The sequence below is a fragment of the Pseudomonas sp. TWP3-1 genome (assembly GCF_049896625.1).
Taxonomy (GTDB): domain Bacteria; phylum Pseudomonadota; class Gammaproteobacteria; order Pseudomonadales; family Pseudomonadaceae; genus Aquipseudomonas.
In genome coordinates, this window is the sequence record NZ_JAFCUQ010000002.1 from 331,849 (window position 1) to 346,868 (window position 15,020).

Consider the following 15,020-nt stretch of genomic DNA (forward strand, 5'->3'; position numbering starts at 1 on the left):
CTCAGAAATCCTTGCGCAGTTGCACGCCGAAGTAGCGCTCATCGTCCCGCGGCACGGCGCGGTAAATGTAATTGCCGCCGCTGGCCAGCAGCGGTGAATAAGACTTGTCCGCGAGGTTTTTGCCGAGCAGCGCCACGCGCCAGCCATTGGTGTAATCGGCCAATCCGATGCTGGCGTTCCAGATGCCGTAAGCGCCCTGCTTGGTGTCTACGTTCTGGCTGATGTCGTACTGCACTTCGCTCTGCCAGCTGTAGTCGGTGCCGAGTTCTATATCCAGGCCGTTATCCAGCGGAATCGTGTAGTCGGCGCGCACGTAGCTTTTCCAGTCCGGGCTGAACGGCAGCGGTTTGCCGTTGACGTTGCACGATGCCGCCGCGCCTGCCGGGCAGGCGAATTCGTCGATGCGTGCGCGGGTGTAGGCCAGTGCGCCGGAGAGTTTCAGCTGCTGGGTCGCCTGCAACGCGTAGTCGAGTTCCACGCCCTCGGTGCTGACGCTGCCAGCATTGATCAGGCGCGTCACGACTTGCCCGGCAACGGTGTCAAAAAAGTTCGCCTGATAGTTGTCGTAATCACTGTGGAAAATTGCCAGGTTGGTGGTCAGGCGATTGTTCCAAGAGGTGGCTTTGATCCCTGCTTCCCAAGTGTTGGAGGTTTCCGGTTTCAGCGCCTCGGTGTCGCGCGGCTGCATGTTGAAGAACACGTTGTAGGCCGGGCCTTTGTAGCCGCGCGAGTAGGTCAGATAGGTGGTGACCGCATCGCTCAAGTCGTATTGCACACCGAGGCGCCCGGACCAGCCGTCCTCGTCCACCGAACCGGAGCTGCTGGTCGCTGGTTGAATGCCGCTGACGGTGGTCGCCGAGGTCGAGACGCGGCGGTGATCGTATTCCAGATCATCGTGGGTGTAGCGCAGGCCGGCGATGCCACGAAAGTCCGAAGTGAAATTCAGCGTGCTCTCACCGAACACCGCGTAGCTGTCGCTGGTGGTGCTGTAATCGGCCACGCCTCGCTCGGTGCGGGTGGTTGTGGTGAGTGTGCGCTGATAGGTCTCGTCGTCCTTGCCGTGCATGTAGAACAGGCCACCGACGTATTCGAGGAATTCACCTTTTGGCGAAGCGAGGCGCAGCTCTTGCGAGTATTGATCGAAGGCCAGATCGCCCTTGTCCGCCGTGCCGGGGAATGCTGCGGTCACCGTGCCGAGACGGTCGCCGTCCTGATACTGGGTGTTGTCCCAGCCGCGCCACGCGGTGATCGACGTCAGGGTGTAATCGCCGAGTTGCCAGTCGAGTTGCCCGGACAAACCTTTGTTGGTGTCCTCGACGTGGCTGCGCGTGTCGGTGTTGATGTCGCGGTTGTGGCTGCTGGCATTTACCGGGCGCAACGCGTTGCTGAACGCCGGAGTCAGCGACTTGCTGACCACGCCGTTAGGCGCGTCGTCGTGCGACTGCATGTAGTCGGCGATCAGGGTGAAGGTGAGCTCATCATTCGGGGTGAATTCGAGTTTGCCGCGCACGCCGCGATGGTTGTAACCGTTGACCTCGTGCCCGTTATGTTGGTTGTCGACGTTGCCGTCGTAGCTGCCGAACAAAGTGCTGATCGAGCCTTTGAGCGTGTCCGGAATCAGGCTGCCGCCGATGCCGAAACGCGTGCGGCTTTCGTTGCCGCTGTAGTACGACTGGTCGATGTAGCCGTGGGTCTGGTTGGTTGGTGCCTTGCTGGTGATATTCAGCACGCCGGCCGAGGCGTTCTTGCCGAACAGCGTGCCTTGCGGACCACGCAGCACTTCGACGCGTTCCAGATCGAGCAGATCCAGAGTCGACTGACCAGGACGCGCATACACCACGCCGTCGATCACCGTGGCCACGGTCGGCTCAACGCTTGGAGAAGTGGAAATCGTGCCCACGCCGCGCACGAACAACGAGGTGTCTTTATTCGATGCACCGGTGCGGAAATTCAGCGACGGCACTTGCTGGACGATGCTCGCCACGCCGTTGCGATTGTCGCGTTCCAGCTGTTCGCCATCGATCACCGAGACCGCCACCGGGACCTTTTGCAGCGACTCTTCGCGGCGGGTAGCGGTGACCGTTACGGACTTGAGTGTCGGCTCTTGCTCAGTGCTGTCGGCGGCGAACGCAGCGGGCATTGGCAACGCGGCCAATCCGGTGAGTAGCCAGCCCGCAGCGCGAATCGATTGCGCCAGTTTGTGTGTCGCCCCAGGAATGTTATGCATGCTCTGCCCGCTCGAAAGTTGCCTTGAACCACTGCCGTTCTGCGACGACAGCGCCTGTTTCGGTGTCTTGGGCATTCGCTCGAGCGAGTAGCAGACAACGCGCTTTGTTAGCGCTAACATCGCCAGTATTGGCAACTCGGGCATAGAGCGTCCAATACTGAAAAATTACGTTTATATGCGATTTGGTTTCTAAGAAGGATCGAACCTTGAGCGAAGAAAAGCCGCGCAAACGCCGTGGCGCCGGGCGCGTGACCCTGAATGCGGTGGCTCGGCAAGCGGGTGTTTCGGCGATCACCGTGTCGCGTTACTTCAATCAGCCTGAGCAAGTCTCGCCTGAGCGCCGCGAGCGGATTGCGGCTGTGGTGGAAGCATTGGGCTACGTGCCGAATCTGGTGGCCGGTGGATTGGCTTCAGCGCGCGGCAAAATCGTTGGCATGGTTATCCCGAACATCTCCGGGCCGATCTTCGCCAACACCATTCAAGGCTTCAGCGACACTCTCAGTCGCCACGGTTATCAGCTGTTGTTGGCGTCGAGTTACTTCAGCACCGAGCAGGAAGAAAACGCAGTGCGCGCGTTCCTCGGCTGGTCGCCGGCAGCGCTGGTGTTGACCAGTCACTTTCACAGCGTGGGCACGGAAAAGATGATCGCCGAGGCGGATATTCCGGTGATCGAAACCTGGGATTACCAACCTGATCGCGAGCCGATGCAGATTGGTTTTTCGCATTTTGAAGTGGGCGTCAGCGCCGCGCGCTACCTGCATGACAAAGGCTATCGACGCATCGCGTTTGTACAGAACAGCGCGCCCGGCGACTTCAGTGCGCTGGAGCGCCGCGACGGTTACGCCGCCACTGTGCGCGAGTTGGGGCTGCAGCCGTGGGTGTTTGCACCGGATGCCGATCGTGCGCCGTTCGAAGCCGGTAAACAGGCGATGCAAGCCCTGATGAACACCTCACCGCGCCCCGACGCAATCATCTTCGCCAACGACAACCTCGCCGCCGGTGGCTTGCTCGCCGGCCAACGCGCCGGCCTGAAAATCCCCGAAGACTGCGCCGTGTTGGGTTTTGGCGATTACCCGTTTGCCGAGATGCTGCTGCCGAGTTTGAGCACAATCAAACCCCCGGCGCTGGAGATTGGTGTGCTCGCGGCGACGCGGGTGCTGGAGAGTCTCGGGGTACTGCCGACTGATGAAGTGCAGCGCTTGAATTTGCTGGAGTGCCGAATCATCGAACGCGAAAGCACCAGCCCCACAGAACTGTAGGAGCTGCTGCCGCCAAAAAACCGTAACGCCTGCGGAGAAGCACCCCGGTACATCCGGGACAATCACTCTGTAGTCCGAGTCGGCATCCTTGTGCAGAACGACCGGGAATTTCATGTGGCTGAATCCTTCCTCTGCTAGCCCGCGTCAGCAAACACTTCCCCCAACCAATCCACAAACACCCGAACCCGTGGCGACATGTGTCGGTTGTGCGGATACAACACCGAGACCGGCATTGGCGGCGGTGGCGTTTCAGTGAGCACTTCGCAGACCAGGCCCTGTTCGATCTGGGTTTGCATGCGGTAGTGCGGGCACTGGATCAGGCCTAGCCCGGCAATGGCCGAGGCAGCGTAGATTTCGGCGCCGAACACCGACAGAGCACCGTCGATGGCGACTTCCTGCAGTTCGCCGTCGACCACGAATTCGAAGGGAAACAACTTGGCCGTGGTGCGCGAGACGTAGTTCACCGCGCGATGGTTTATCAATTCAGAAAGGTTCTTCGGCTCACCGTATTGACGCAGGTACGCCGGGCTGGCGCAGGTGATCTGGCGCAGGTTGGCGACTCGCTTGCCGATCAGGCTGGAATCGCCAAGCGTCCCGGCGCGCAGCACGCAATCGACGCCTTCGGCGATCAGATCGACGAAGCGGTCGGCCTCGCTGATCGACAATTCGATGTCGGGATAACGCTCCATGAATTGCGGCAGCGCCGGGATCACAAAATGCTTGGCCAGCGTCCCGTGCAGATCCACCCGCAGCCGTCCTTTTGGCGCCACGCCGCGAAACGCTAATTCGGCATCCTCCAGTTCCGCGAGCAATTGCACACAGCGTTGGTAGTAAGCCTCGCCGTCCAGTGTCGGCCGCACTTTGCGCGTACTGCGCTCAAGCAAGCGAGTGCCGAGCCAGGCTTCGAATTGATTGAGGGTGTGAGTCAGTGTCGCCCGTGGCAGGTTCAGGTCATCGGCCGCCAGGGTGAAGCTGCTGCGCTCGTAGATCCGCACGAACACCTTCATTGCTTTGACTTGATCCACGGCGCTTTCCCCCGGCTTTTGATTGTTGGCGATTTTTGAACAGTCAAGGCAACTCTCGTGCATTTATCGGTGTGAGTAAACATGTGAAATTGGCTCCACACCCAATCAACACCTGCACAAGGATCATCGCCATGACTCAGCAAACTTCGAAAGTCGCCCTCGTAACCGGTGCTTCTCGCGGCATCGGCGCCGTGATTGCCAAGCAACTGGCCAGCGAAGGTTTCGCCGTCGCCATCAACTATGCGAGCAGCGCCAGTGAAGCCTCGAAACTGGTGGTGGAGTTGCGCCAGGCCGGGCATCAGGCCATGGCGGTCAAGGCCGATGTCGCCAATGCCGACGACGTGCAGCGCATGTTCGATGAGACCGAGGCACAACTGGGCAAGATCGATGTACTGGTGAATAACGCCGGCATCCTCAAGGTGTTGCCCTTGGCGCAACACACGGACGAATTGTTCGAGCAGAACTTCAACATCCACGCTCGCGGCACTTTCAATACCCTGCGCGAAGCAGCGACACGCTTGAACAGTGGCGGGCGGATCATCAACTTCTCCAGCAGCACCGTCGGCATGAACCTGCCGGGTTACGCGGTGTACATCGCCAGCAAAGCAGCGGTGGAGTCGCTGACCCAGGTATTCGCCAAGGAAATGCGCGGACGCAACATCACCGTCAATGCCGTGGCACCGGGCCCGGTCGCTACTGAGTTGTTTCTGCACGGCAAGAGTGAAGAGCAGATTCAGACCTTCGCCAAGATGCCTCCGCTGGAACGCCTGGCTCAGCCAGAAGACATTTCCCGCGTCGTGTCCTTCCTGGCCGGCCCGGATTCGGCTTGGGTCAACGGGCAAGTCCTGCGCGTCAACGGCGGCCTCGTCTGAGCGTCCTCACCCGAGTCAAGGAGAAGAAAATCATGAGTCATCCAGCCAATACCGCCCACACCGGGCAATCGAAACTGATGTTTACGCTGTTCACTGCGGTGGCTGCCGCCACTGCCGCACTGGCGGCCGGTTCCAGCCTGTTGCTGACCCTGCCAGTGTGGGCGATGTTTGTCGGTTGGGTCGCGTTCTTTAGCCGTGGCCTGACCTTACGCGACGGCCTGGTGAACCTCGGCTGTGTGCTGATGGGCATCGCCTTCGGCATGGGTGCGGCGCTGAGCATCGGCGCCCTGACGCCCACGTTGGGCCTGTTTGCCCTGCCGGTCGTGGTGTTTGTCGTGGCGATGGTCGTGGTGTCGCTGCGTGCCACCCGGACGATGAACAACCTCGTCGCTTACTTTCTCGGCCTGATCGCCTACTTCGCCTCGCACCTGGAACCCTCCCTGGAAAGCTTCGCTGAACTGGGCGGCGCCGGCGCCCTCGGTTCCTTCGCCGGCTGGTTGTCCCACGTCGCGCAACAACGCCTTCCTCGTCGCGCCTGAAACCACCCTCACTGTGCAGAGATCAACGCCATGAAATCCGTCATTCTGATTACCGGTGCCTCCAGCGGTTTTGGTGCACTGACCGCCCGCTCGCTCGCCGACGCTGGCCACACCGTCTACGCCAGCATGCGTGAAACCCTGGGCCGCAACGCACCACAGGTGACTGAAGTGCAGCGCTACGCCGACCAGCATCAGGTCGACTTGCGCAGCGTCGAACTGGACGTTGCGTCCACCGAATCGGTCGAGGCCGGTGTCGCAAAAATTATCGAGGATTGCGGTCAGCTGGACGTGATCATCCACAACGCCGGACACATGTCGTTAGGGCCCGCCGAGGCCTTTACTCCGGAGCAGTTTGCCCAGCTCTACGACATCAACGTGCTGAGCACCCAGCGGGTCAACCGCGCAGCACTGCCGCAACTGCGCAAGCAAGGCCAAGGCCTGGTGATGTGGGTGTCCTCCAGCAGTGCTCGCGGCGGTACTCCGCCGTATCTGGCGCCGTACTTTGCGGCGAAGGCAGCGATGGATTCACTGGCGGTGTCCTACGCCAGTGAGTTGGCACGCTGGGGCGTGGAAACCTCGATTATCGTGCCGGGTGCCTTCACCAAGGGCACCAACCATTTCGTGCACTCCGGCTCTCCCGCCGATCAGGCCCGTGCCGCCGAATACAACGAAGGCCCGTACGCCGGGGTACCGGATCAGGCACTCAAAGGTCTGGCCGCGCTGGAACCGGCAGACGCAGATGTGGGCGAGGTGGCCGAGGCTATCGTCGAGATCGTCGGCATGCCCTTCGGCACTCGCCCGTTCCGCCACCATATCGACCCGTCGCAGGACGGCGCGGAAATCGTCAACGCCATGGCCGATCGGGTACGCGCCGAGATGTTCCGCCGCATCGGTCTGGAAGACCTGCTGAAACCGACACTGCGCTAATGCCTGCTCTGCCACCGATCGTTCCCATGCTCTGCGTGGGAACGATCATTGATGACCCGTGCCTCGGAGCTCTCCATGCGCCAGAACCCGACCTTGCTTATTCTCGCCCTTGCGCCGTTCTATCGCCTCGGTGAACCCATTTCCTACGCCCTGTTACGCGCCACGTACGGTGTGATCATGGTGACCCACGGCTTGCCCAAACTGCTGGGTCAGTCGCACGGTTCGATGGCCGATCCGATGGCCGCGTCGATCAACCTGATCCAGAACGTCCTGCACCTGCCTATGCCGGGCCTGATTGGCCTGCTGGTGGCGCTGCTGGAAGGTGTCGGCGGATTGCTGCTGGCTCTGGGACTGGGCACGCGCCTGCTGGCGGCGATGATGGGTATCCAGATGCTGACGATCGCCAGTATTCTCGGACCTACGTGGCCCTGGATCGACCGTGGCATCGAATACCCGGTGCTGATGGCGTTTCTGTCGCTGTACATCCTGTTTCGCGGAGCAGGACGCTACTCACTCGACCACACTTTAGGTCGAGAACTCTGAAAGTTGCGGTCGCGAGGACGTCGCCATGCACACCACCATCATCATCTTCTTCGGCCTGATTCTGCTGACCCTGATGCTCTACATCGGCGAGCGCATCGGCTTCAGTCGCCAGACGATGGCCTACAGCTTCGCCGCGCTGTGGCTCGCGTTGACGGTGATTAATGGTGCAGTGGGCGTGGTGCATGCCGGCCAGCCGGTGGGGGCGGAACTGGTGATCGGCAGTATGGTTTTCGGCGTGCCAGTAGCGGCGATGGTGTTGTACATGGTGCTGAGCGCCGAGTCCTGACCGGACCCGACGCTCAGTGCGATCAACGCACCAGATGCAAGAACTGCATGTGCCGTTCGTACTGGTCGAGGATGTCGTTGATGATCTGCTCCTTCGTGTAGCCGACCAGATCGTAGTCCTGACTGCCCTCGCTCAAATGCACTTCGGCACGGTAGTAGCGGCGGTTGTTGAGTTGTTTGGAACCCATGCCGCCCCGCGCGAACGATGGCGTGAAGTAGCCACGCATCTGCACCTGATAGATGAACGGATGCTGCTCGCCGTGACCGATTTCCAGGCTGACGTTGTCATGCGCCGGATCCGGTTGGGTGACCACGTTCAGGCCTTTCTCGACGAATACTGCCGTCACTTCTTCAATCGCCGGACGTACCGTAGAGTCCATGAAGCGGTACACCTCGTCGCGCGACGGGAAGTGCACAGCCTGGCTCAAACGCTGACGCCAACCGCCGGTGCCACGCCGCGAACCGGAAACCGGTGCCAGCGAATGCAGCTGCGCGATCTGCTTCTGCGATTCCAGATAGAACGCTTTATGCAGTCCCCACATCATCAACAGCAGAATCAGCGAGAACGGCAGCGAGGTCAGCACCACCGCTGATTTCAGCGCATCGATACTGCCGGAGAAAAGCAGCGCACTGGTGATCAGCGCAGTCATCGCGCCCCAGAACACCCGCAGCCATTTCGGCCCGTCTTCGTCCGGATTGCCGCCCTTGGCCGACAAGGTCGAGAGCACCACGGTGCCGGAGTCGGCAGATGTGACGAAGAACACGAAGCTGATAAACACCGTCACCGCGATGACGGTTTTGCTCCACGGGTAGGTTTCCAGCAGCAGATACAGGGTCATCGACGGGTTTTCAATCGCCGACATACCCATCGCCGACATGCCGTGATTAAGCACCTGATCGATGGCGCTGTTGCCGAAAATCGACATCCACGCCAGGGTGAAACCCAACGGAATCAACAGCACGCCGAAGACGAATTCGCGGATGGTACGGCCACGGGAAATCCGCGCAATGAACAGGCCCACGAACGGCGACCAGGCAATCCACCAGGCCCAGTAGAACACTGTCCAGCCGCCGAGCCAGTCGCTCGGTTTGTCGTAGGCGTAGAGGTCGAAACTCTTCATCGGCAACGCGCCGAGGTAGTCGCCGACGTTCTGGATCAAGGTGTTCAACAGGTGCTGAGTCGGACCGGCAAACAGCACGAACAGCAGCAGCGCGCAGGCCAGCAGCATGTTGATGTCGGACATCACCCGAACGCCTTTATCGACGCCGGCCACAGCCACCAGAATCGCCGCGCCCATCATCAGCGTGATCAGGCCGACCTGAATCCATTGCGTATGGGCGATGCCGAACAGGTAGTCGAGACCGGAGTTGAGGTGCAACACACCAAAACCCATGTCCGCACCCAGGCCGAACACCGTGGCGATAATGCCGAAGCCATCCACCGCATAACCGATCGGGCCGTTGATGCGTTTGCCGATCAGTGGATACAACGCCGAACGCAGGGCCAGCGGCAGGTTATGCCGGTACGCAAAGTACGCCAGCGCCATGCCGACGAAAGCGAACACGCCCCAGCCATGCAAGCCCCAATGCAAAAACAGAATCTGCATCGCCTGGCGCGCCGCATCCGCAGTGCCCGCCTCGCCTTGAGGAGGCTGGAGCATATGCGTCAGCGGCTCGGAGACGCAGAAGAAGAACAGCGTGATGCTGATCCCGGCCGCGAACAGCATGCCGGCCCAGGACAGGTAACTGAACTCGGGCTCGTCGTGGTCGGCACCGAGTTTTATCTTGCCGTAGCCGGATAACGCGGTGACCACCACGAAGACCAGATACAAGGTCATCGCGAGCATGTAGTACCAGCCGACCGTATTGGCCGCCCAGTTTTGCGCTTCCAGCAGCCAGGCACCGGCCTGTTCCGGGATGGCGATGACCACCAGGCCAAACAGCAGAATCACCGTCGCGGCGAAGTAGAAAACCGGCGGATTCATCCGCACCAGACCGCTGGCGGGAGTAGACGATGCACTCATGAAAGGTGCACCTCGAGGGATTGAAACGTGGCTGAAATAATCGGACTCAGCAAAGGCAAGCCTCCTGTTGTGAGCGGGCAGCGAGCTACCGGTTTAACTTGAATGAACGTTCAAGTTAAACATGGATAGTACGCTAAGGACTAATCGCAAGGCTGGGCGGTACTGTTTGTACGCTAGCTCAAGGTTGGGTATGACGCGGGATTGGAGGGAATCGTTCACTGGGAAAATTAAAAGCAGAAGCACCCTCACCCTAACCCTCCCGAAACGTCGGACCGCCCGGAGGGAGAGGGGACTGATTGGGAGATGCTTCAGAGCACCATCGACCTGATGGTGCTTTGCTGAATCCATAATCAACTGGATTTTTCAGGTCGATGTATGACGCCAGACACCTCGGTCGGCCCCCTCTCCCTCCGGGCGGTCCGACGTTTCGGGAGGGCTGGGGTGAGGGTAGCTTTTGGCTGCCTTACTTCTGCGTCCCGTCATCATGCTGCAAATTCGCCTGGGTCAGATTGCACCCGGCCGGCACACTCCGGGTCAGCCAGACATTGCCGCCAATCGTCGAGCCCTTGCCAATCGTGATGCGCCCCAGAATCGTCGCCCCGGCGTAGATCACCACATCATCCTCGACAATCGGATGCCGCGGATGGCCCTTCTGCAACTGCCCGTCTTCATCCGCGGGAAAGCGCTTGGCGCCTAACGTCACCGCCTGATAAATGCGCACGCGCTCGCCGATGATCGCGGTCTCGCCAATCACCACACCCGTCCCGTGGTCGATAAAGAAACTACCCGCAATTTGCGCACCCGGATGAATGTCGATGCCGGTCGCCGAATGCGCGATTTCCGAACTGATGCGCGCCAGCAGCGGCAGACCCGCGCGGTACAAATGATGCGCCAGCCGATGGTGGATCACCGCCAGAATCCCCGGATAGCACAGCAGTACTTCATCTACGCTGCGCGCCGCCGGATCGCCGTGATAAGCCGCCAGCACATCGCTGTCGAGCAGGCTGCGCAGCTTTGGCAACGCCAGGGCGAAATCCTGAATGATCCTGATCGCCTGCGCCTCGACTTCGGTATCGACCTGCGCGCTGTGCCGGGCAACGTAGCGCAGCTCCAGACGCGCCTGAGTCAGCAGCGCATTCAGTGCCACATCGAGGGTGTGGCCGACGTAGAAATCTTCGCTTTCCTCACGCAAATCCACCGGCCCCAGACGCATCGGAAACAGTGCGCCACACAGCGCTTCAAGAATCTCCGCCATCGCCGCACGGGACGGCAACTCGCGTCCGCCCTGCTCGCCCGAAGCGCGGCCATTCTCTGCGCGCCACTGATCGCGCGCAGTACGCAGTTGGCTGACGATGGTCTGCAATTGCCAATGACTGGAACGCTCGCTCACGGTAAAGACTCCTCACGGGCGGCCGGACTGTCTGGCCGCCTCAACGGCGACTACTTTACGACAGGGCTACAGGCGCGAATTAAGAACCGATAGTGCTGGACTCAGTAGATTTGGCTATAAGCGATTGGCGGTTGATCCGGCAAATCGGCGTGCCTATAGTCCCGACATCTCTCTTTGCCAGTACGGGCTCATGATCAAACAACAGCTGCAACGCTTCACTCGTCTTGACCTGCTCGGCCAACCGACTGCCCTGGAAAAACTCGAACGCCTGTCTACCTGGCTCGGTCGCGACGTGTACCTGAAACGCGATGACCTGACGCCGCTGGCCATGGGCGGCAACAAGCTGCGCAAACTTGAATACCTCGCTGCCGACGCCCTCGCCCAAGGCGCCGACACGCTGATCACCGCTGGCGCGCTGCAATCGAACCACGTACGCCAGACCGCTGCGATTGCCGCGAAACTCGGGCTGAGCTGTGTGGCGCTGCTGGAAAACCCGTTGGGCACCGACGACAGCAATTACACCGGCAACGGCAACCGCCTGCTGCTGGATCTGTTCGACACCAAGGTCGAGCTGGTGGAAAACCTCGACAACGCCGACGAGCAACTGGCCGCCCTCGCCGCACGCTTGCGCAACAGTGGCAAGAAGCCGTATCTGGTTCCGATTGGCGGTTCGAATGCGCTAGGTGCCCTGGGATATGTGCGCGCCGGTCTGGAACTCGCTGAACAGATCAAGGACACCGGTTTGCAGTTTTCTGCCGTGGTGCTCGCCTCTGGCAGCGCCGGTACTCACAGCGGCCTGGCTCTGGCCTTGAGTGAAGTGCTGCCGCAACTGCCTGTGATTGGCGTAACGGTCTCGCGCAGTGAAGAGGATCAGCGTCCGAAAGTCCAGGGGCTGGCCGAACGCACTGCCGAGCTACTGGGCATCGAACTGCCGGAGAGTTTCAAGGTCGAGTTGTGGGACGAATATTTCGGGCCGCGCTACGGGGAGCCGAATGCCGGAACCCTGGCAGCGGTGAAGTTGCTGGCGAGTCAGGAAGGTGTGTTGCTTGATCCGGTGTACACCGGCAAGGCCATGGCCGGATTGCTCGACGGAATCGGTCGCGGACGCTTCGATGAAGGTCCGATCATCTTCCTGCACACCGGCGGCGCCCCGGCGTTGTTCGCGTACAAGGACTACTTGTAAGCACAGCGCTCGCATAGCGCTAAAAAGCATAACAAATGGAAAATTCATTATTTTCCATTCTAAGCAAACGGTCTTATAGTCTCGCCGCAGGCGAATTTGGCGCGAGACGCATAAGCTGCTTTAAGGCAGGATAGCGCTGTCGTTGAACTCCCGGATTTGCCAACTTTCCTTAAGCGTCTTCCATAAGAAAACACAGGGGCTTGTCATGAATTTTTCCGCACTACGTCGAAATCTGCTGGTAGGTTCGCTGGGCCTGGCGCTGGGCGCCGGTCTGCTCGGGCAAGCGGTTGCCGGTGAGCAACTGAAAACCATCCAGGACAAAGGCGTGATCAACGTCGGTCTGGAAGGCACTTATCCTCCGTTCAGCTTCGTGGATGCCGACGGCAAACTGTCGGGGTTCGAAGTTGAACTCTCCGAAGCGCTGGCGAAAAAGCTCGGTGTGAAAGCCAAGATTCAGCCAACCAAGTGGGACGGCATCCTCGCCGCTCTGGAATCCAAGCGTCTGGACCTGGTGGTCAATCAGGTGACCATTTCCGAGGAGCGCAAGAAGAAGTATGACTTCTCCGAGCCGTACACCGTTTCCGGGATTCAGGCACTGGTGCTGAAGGACAAGGAAGCTGCGCTGAACATCAAGACCGCTGCTGACCTGTCCGGCAAGAAAGTCGGCGTGGGCCTCGGTACCAACTACGAACAGTGGGTTCGCGCCAACGTGCCGGGTGCTGACGTGCGTACCTATGACGATGATCCGACCAAGTTCGCCGATCTGAACAACGGCCGTACCGACGCGATTCTGATCGACCGTCTGGCCGCACTCGAATACGCCAGGAAAGCCCCGAAAACCGTCGCCGCCGGCCAAGCGTTTTCGCGTCAGGAATCCGGGATTGCCCTGCGTAAAGGTGAGCCGGAACTGCTGGCGGCCCTGAACAAAGCGCTCGATGAGCTGCGTGCCGACGGTACGCTGAAAAAGCTTTCGGAAAAATACTTCAGCGCTGACGTCACTCAATAATGGAAGAAGCTTTCCAACTCGCACTGGACTCCGCGCCCTTCCTGCTGAAGGGCGCGTATTACACGGTGATCCTCAGTCTCGGCGGCATGTTCTTCGGCTTGCTGCTGGGCTTTGGCCTGGCGTTGATGCGCCTGTCGCGCTTCAAATCGGTCAGTTGGCTGGCACGCATCTACGTGTCGTTCTTTCGCGGCACGCCGTTGCTGGTGCAACTGTTCGTGATCTATTACGGCTTGCCGCAAATGGGTCTGGAACTCGACCCGCTACCGGCAGCCCTGATCGGTTTCTCGTTGAACATGGCCGCTTACGCCTGTGAAATCCTGCGTTCCGCGATCAGCTCGATCGAGCGTGGTCAGTGGGAAGCCGCTGCGAGTATCGGCATGACCCGCGCGCAGACTTTGCGCCGGGCCATCCTGCCGCAAGCCATGCGCACGGCGTTGCCGCCGCTGGGCAACAGCTTCATTTCACTGGTCAAGGACACTGCGCTGGCCGCCACCATTCAGGTGCCAGAGCTGTTCCGCCAGGCGCAGTTGATCACCGCCCGGACTTTCGAAGTCTTCACCATGTATCTTGCCGCCGCGCTGATCTACTGGGTTCTGGCTACAGTGCTTTCGCACTTCCAGAACAAGTTGGAAGAGCGGGTCAATCGGCACGACCAGGAGTCCTGACCTCATGATTGTCGTGGAAAAACTGACAAAGCAATTCAAGGGTCAAGTCGTGCTCAACGGCATCGATCTTGAAGTGAAAGAAGGCGAGGTCGTGGCGATCATTGGCCCCAGCGGTTCGGGCAAGACCACGTTCCTGCGCTGCCTGAATTTCCTAGAAGAACCCACCAGCGGCCGGATCAAGGTCGGCAAGATCGAGATCGATACCAGCCGTCCGTTGAACCAGCAGCAAAGCCTGGTGCGCAACCTGCGCCAGCACGTGGGTTTCGTGTTCCAGAACTTCAACCTGTTCCCCCATCGCACCGCGCTGGAAAACGTCATCGAAGGCCCGATTGTGGTCAAGAAGATGCCCCGCGACACAGCCATTGCCCTGGGCAAGAAGCTGATGGCCAAGGTTGGTCTGGCGGGCAAGGAAGACGCCTATCCCCGACGGCTTTCCGGTGGTCAGCAACAGCGCGTGGCGATAGCCCGGGCGCTGGCGATGGAGCCGGAAGTGATCCTGTTCGATGAACCGACCTCGGCGCTCGATCCGGAACTGGTCGGCGAAGTACTGGCGACCATCCGTGGCCTGGCGGAAGAAAACCGCACCATGGTCATCGTCACCCACGAGATGGCTTTCGCTCGTGATGTGGCCAACCGTGTGGTGTTTTTCGACAAGGGTGTAATCGTCGAGCAAGGTGACGCGAAAGAGTTGTTTGCCAATCCGCAAGAAGAACGTACGCGACAGTTTCTCAGCAAGTTCAGAAGTCACGCCTGACAACTCAAGCATCAAACTTCCAAGGATGGAAGTTACATCCGCCCCGCCTTACCTTCCTTTTAAACATCAATCTAAATTAGCGATCCATGCGGTACATATATATGTCCTGCAACAGATCTGTCACGCCTGAAATCTGTCAATACCCTAAGGCAAAGGTGGGCAGAGACATTCGCCGCGACCACCTGAAACCGCCGATATACGTGGCCGTCTTCGCAAAACAGGCTAGGCACAGTGCTTATTCAGCGTAGGAGCTTTCTGATTAACTTGTAATTCAAGGATTAAGTAAGCGTCTCTATTGACACTTCTCAAGGCGAACTTTTA

Annotated in this window: 14 protein-coding genes and 1 pseudogene; 10 read left to right on the plus strand and 5 right to left on the minus strand. The window is 59.8% G+C overall.

Annotated features, from left to right (window positions below):
- Nucleotide 1 precedes the first annotated feature (1 nt).
- Nucleotides 2–2,227, minus strand: coding sequence for a TonB-dependent receptor (locus tag ACP7BN_RS04710; RefSeq protein WP_426202007.1), 2,226 nt, complete (start codon nucleotides 2,225–2,227; stop codon nucleotides 2–4).
- Between the two features lie 206 nt (nucleotides 2,228–2,433).
- Here ACP7BN_RS04710 and ACP7BN_RS04715 point away from each other — a divergent pair, with 206 nt between their 5' ends.
- Complete coding sequence (locus ACP7BN_RS04715) at nucleotides 2,434–3,486, plus strand: LacI family DNA-binding transcriptional regulator (protein WP_426202009.1); 1,053 nt, start codon at nucleotides 2,434–2,436, stop codon at nucleotides 3,484–3,486.
- 18 nt (nucleotides 3,487–3,504) lie between these two features.
- On the opposite strand, the pseudogene ACP7BN_RS04720 reads toward ACP7BN_RS04715, so the two are convergent.
- Nucleotides 3,505–3,600, minus strand: a pseudogene (locus ACP7BN_RS04720) (type II toxin-antitoxin system HicB family antitoxin); the annotation flags it as partial.
- Between the two features lie 20 nt (nucleotides 3,601–3,620).
- Entirely contained in the window at nucleotides 3,621–4,511 is an 891-nt protein-coding gene (locus ACP7BN_RS04725) for a LysR substrate-binding domain-containing protein (RefSeq protein ID WP_426202011.1), read from the minus strand.
- A gap of 131 nt (nucleotides 4,512–4,642) precedes the next feature.
- On the opposite strand from ACP7BN_RS04725, the gene ACP7BN_RS04730 reads away from it, so the two are divergent.
- From ACP7BN_RS04730 to ACP7BN_RS04750, 5 genes are read left to right on the plus strand one after another with little or no spacing between them, the layout of a single operon-like run.
- A complete protein-coding gene (locus ACP7BN_RS04730) occupies nucleotides 4,643–5,383 on the plus strand; it encodes an SDR family oxidoreductase (RefSeq protein ID WP_426202013.1) in 741 nt (246 codons plus the stop codon).
- 32 nt (nucleotides 5,384–5,415) lie between these two features.
- A complete protein-coding gene (locus tag ACP7BN_RS04735; protein ID WP_426202015.1) occupies nucleotides 5,416–5,922 on the plus strand; it encodes a DUF1097 domain-containing protein in 507 nt (168 codons plus the stop codon).
- A 30-nt stretch (nucleotides 5,923–5,952) separates the two neighbouring features.
- Nucleotides 5,953–6,849 carry an SDR family oxidoreductase gene (locus tag ACP7BN_RS04740; protein ID WP_426202016.1) on the plus strand — a complete coding sequence of 299 codons (897 nt, stop codon included), beginning with the start codon at nucleotides 5,953–5,955 and terminating at the stop codon, nucleotides 6,847–6,849.
- 51 nt (nucleotides 6,850–6,900) lie between these two features.
- On the plus strand, nucleotides 6,901–7,392 hold the full coding sequence (locus ACP7BN_RS04745) for a DoxX family protein (RefSeq protein WP_426202017.1): 492 nt from the start codon (nucleotides 6,901–6,903) through the stop codon (nucleotides 7,390–7,392).
- A gap of 25 nt (nucleotides 7,393–7,417) precedes the next feature.
- Entirely contained in the window at nucleotides 7,418–7,678 is a 261-nt protein-coding gene (locus ACP7BN_RS04750) for a hypothetical protein (RefSeq protein WP_426202018.1), read from the plus strand.
- Between the two features lie 22 nt (nucleotides 7,679–7,700).
- Here the strand turns inward: ACP7BN_RS04750 and betT are convergent, their stop codons facing one another.
- Nucleotides 7,701–9,662: a choline transporter BetT gene (betT, locus tag ACP7BN_RS04755; RefSeq protein WP_426202212.1), complete on the minus strand. Its 1,962-nt coding sequence runs from the start codon at nucleotides 9,660–9,662 to the stop codon at nucleotides 7,701–7,703.
- A gap of 502 nt (nucleotides 9,663–10,164) precedes the next feature.
- Entirely contained in the window at nucleotides 10,165–11,091 is a 927-nt protein-coding gene (gene epsC / locus ACP7BN_RS04760; RefSeq protein WP_426202020.1) for a serine O-acetyltransferase EpsC, read from the minus strand.
- A gap of 190 nt (nucleotides 11,092–11,281) precedes the next feature.
- Here epsC and ACP7BN_RS04765 point away from each other — a divergent pair, with 190 nt between their 5' ends.
- The 4 genes from ACP7BN_RS04765 (at nucleotide 11,282) to tcyN (ending at nucleotide 14,699) form a co-directional block, all read left to right on the plus strand.
- Complete coding sequence (locus ACP7BN_RS04765; protein WP_426202022.1) at nucleotides 11,282–12,274, plus strand: D-cysteine desulfhydrase; 993 nt, start codon at nucleotides 11,282–11,284, stop codon at nucleotides 12,272–12,274.
- 205 nt (nucleotides 12,275–12,479) lie between these two features.
- Nucleotides 12,480–13,280, plus strand: coding sequence for a cystine ABC transporter substrate-binding protein (tcyJ, locus tag ACP7BN_RS04770; RefSeq protein ID WP_426202025.1), 801 nt, complete (start codon nucleotides 12,480–12,482; stop codon nucleotides 13,278–13,280).
- Nucleotides 13,280–13,945, plus strand: coding sequence for a cystine ABC transporter permease (gene tcyL, locus ACP7BN_RS04775; protein ID WP_420646745.1), 666 nt, complete (start codon nucleotides 13,280–13,282; stop codon nucleotides 13,943–13,945). The genes tcyJ and tcyL overlap by 1 nt, the downstream gene beginning before the upstream one ends.
- Before the next feature lie 4 nt (nucleotides 13,946–13,949).
- Nucleotides 13,950–14,699 (plus strand): L-cystine ABC transporter ATP-binding protein TcyN, encoded by a 750-nt coding sequence (tcyN, locus tag ACP7BN_RS04780; RefSeq protein ID WP_426202027.1) that lies wholly within the window; start codon nucleotides 13,950–13,952, stop codon nucleotides 14,697–14,699.
- The last annotated feature ends 321 nt before the right edge of the window (nucleotides 14,700–15,020 follow it).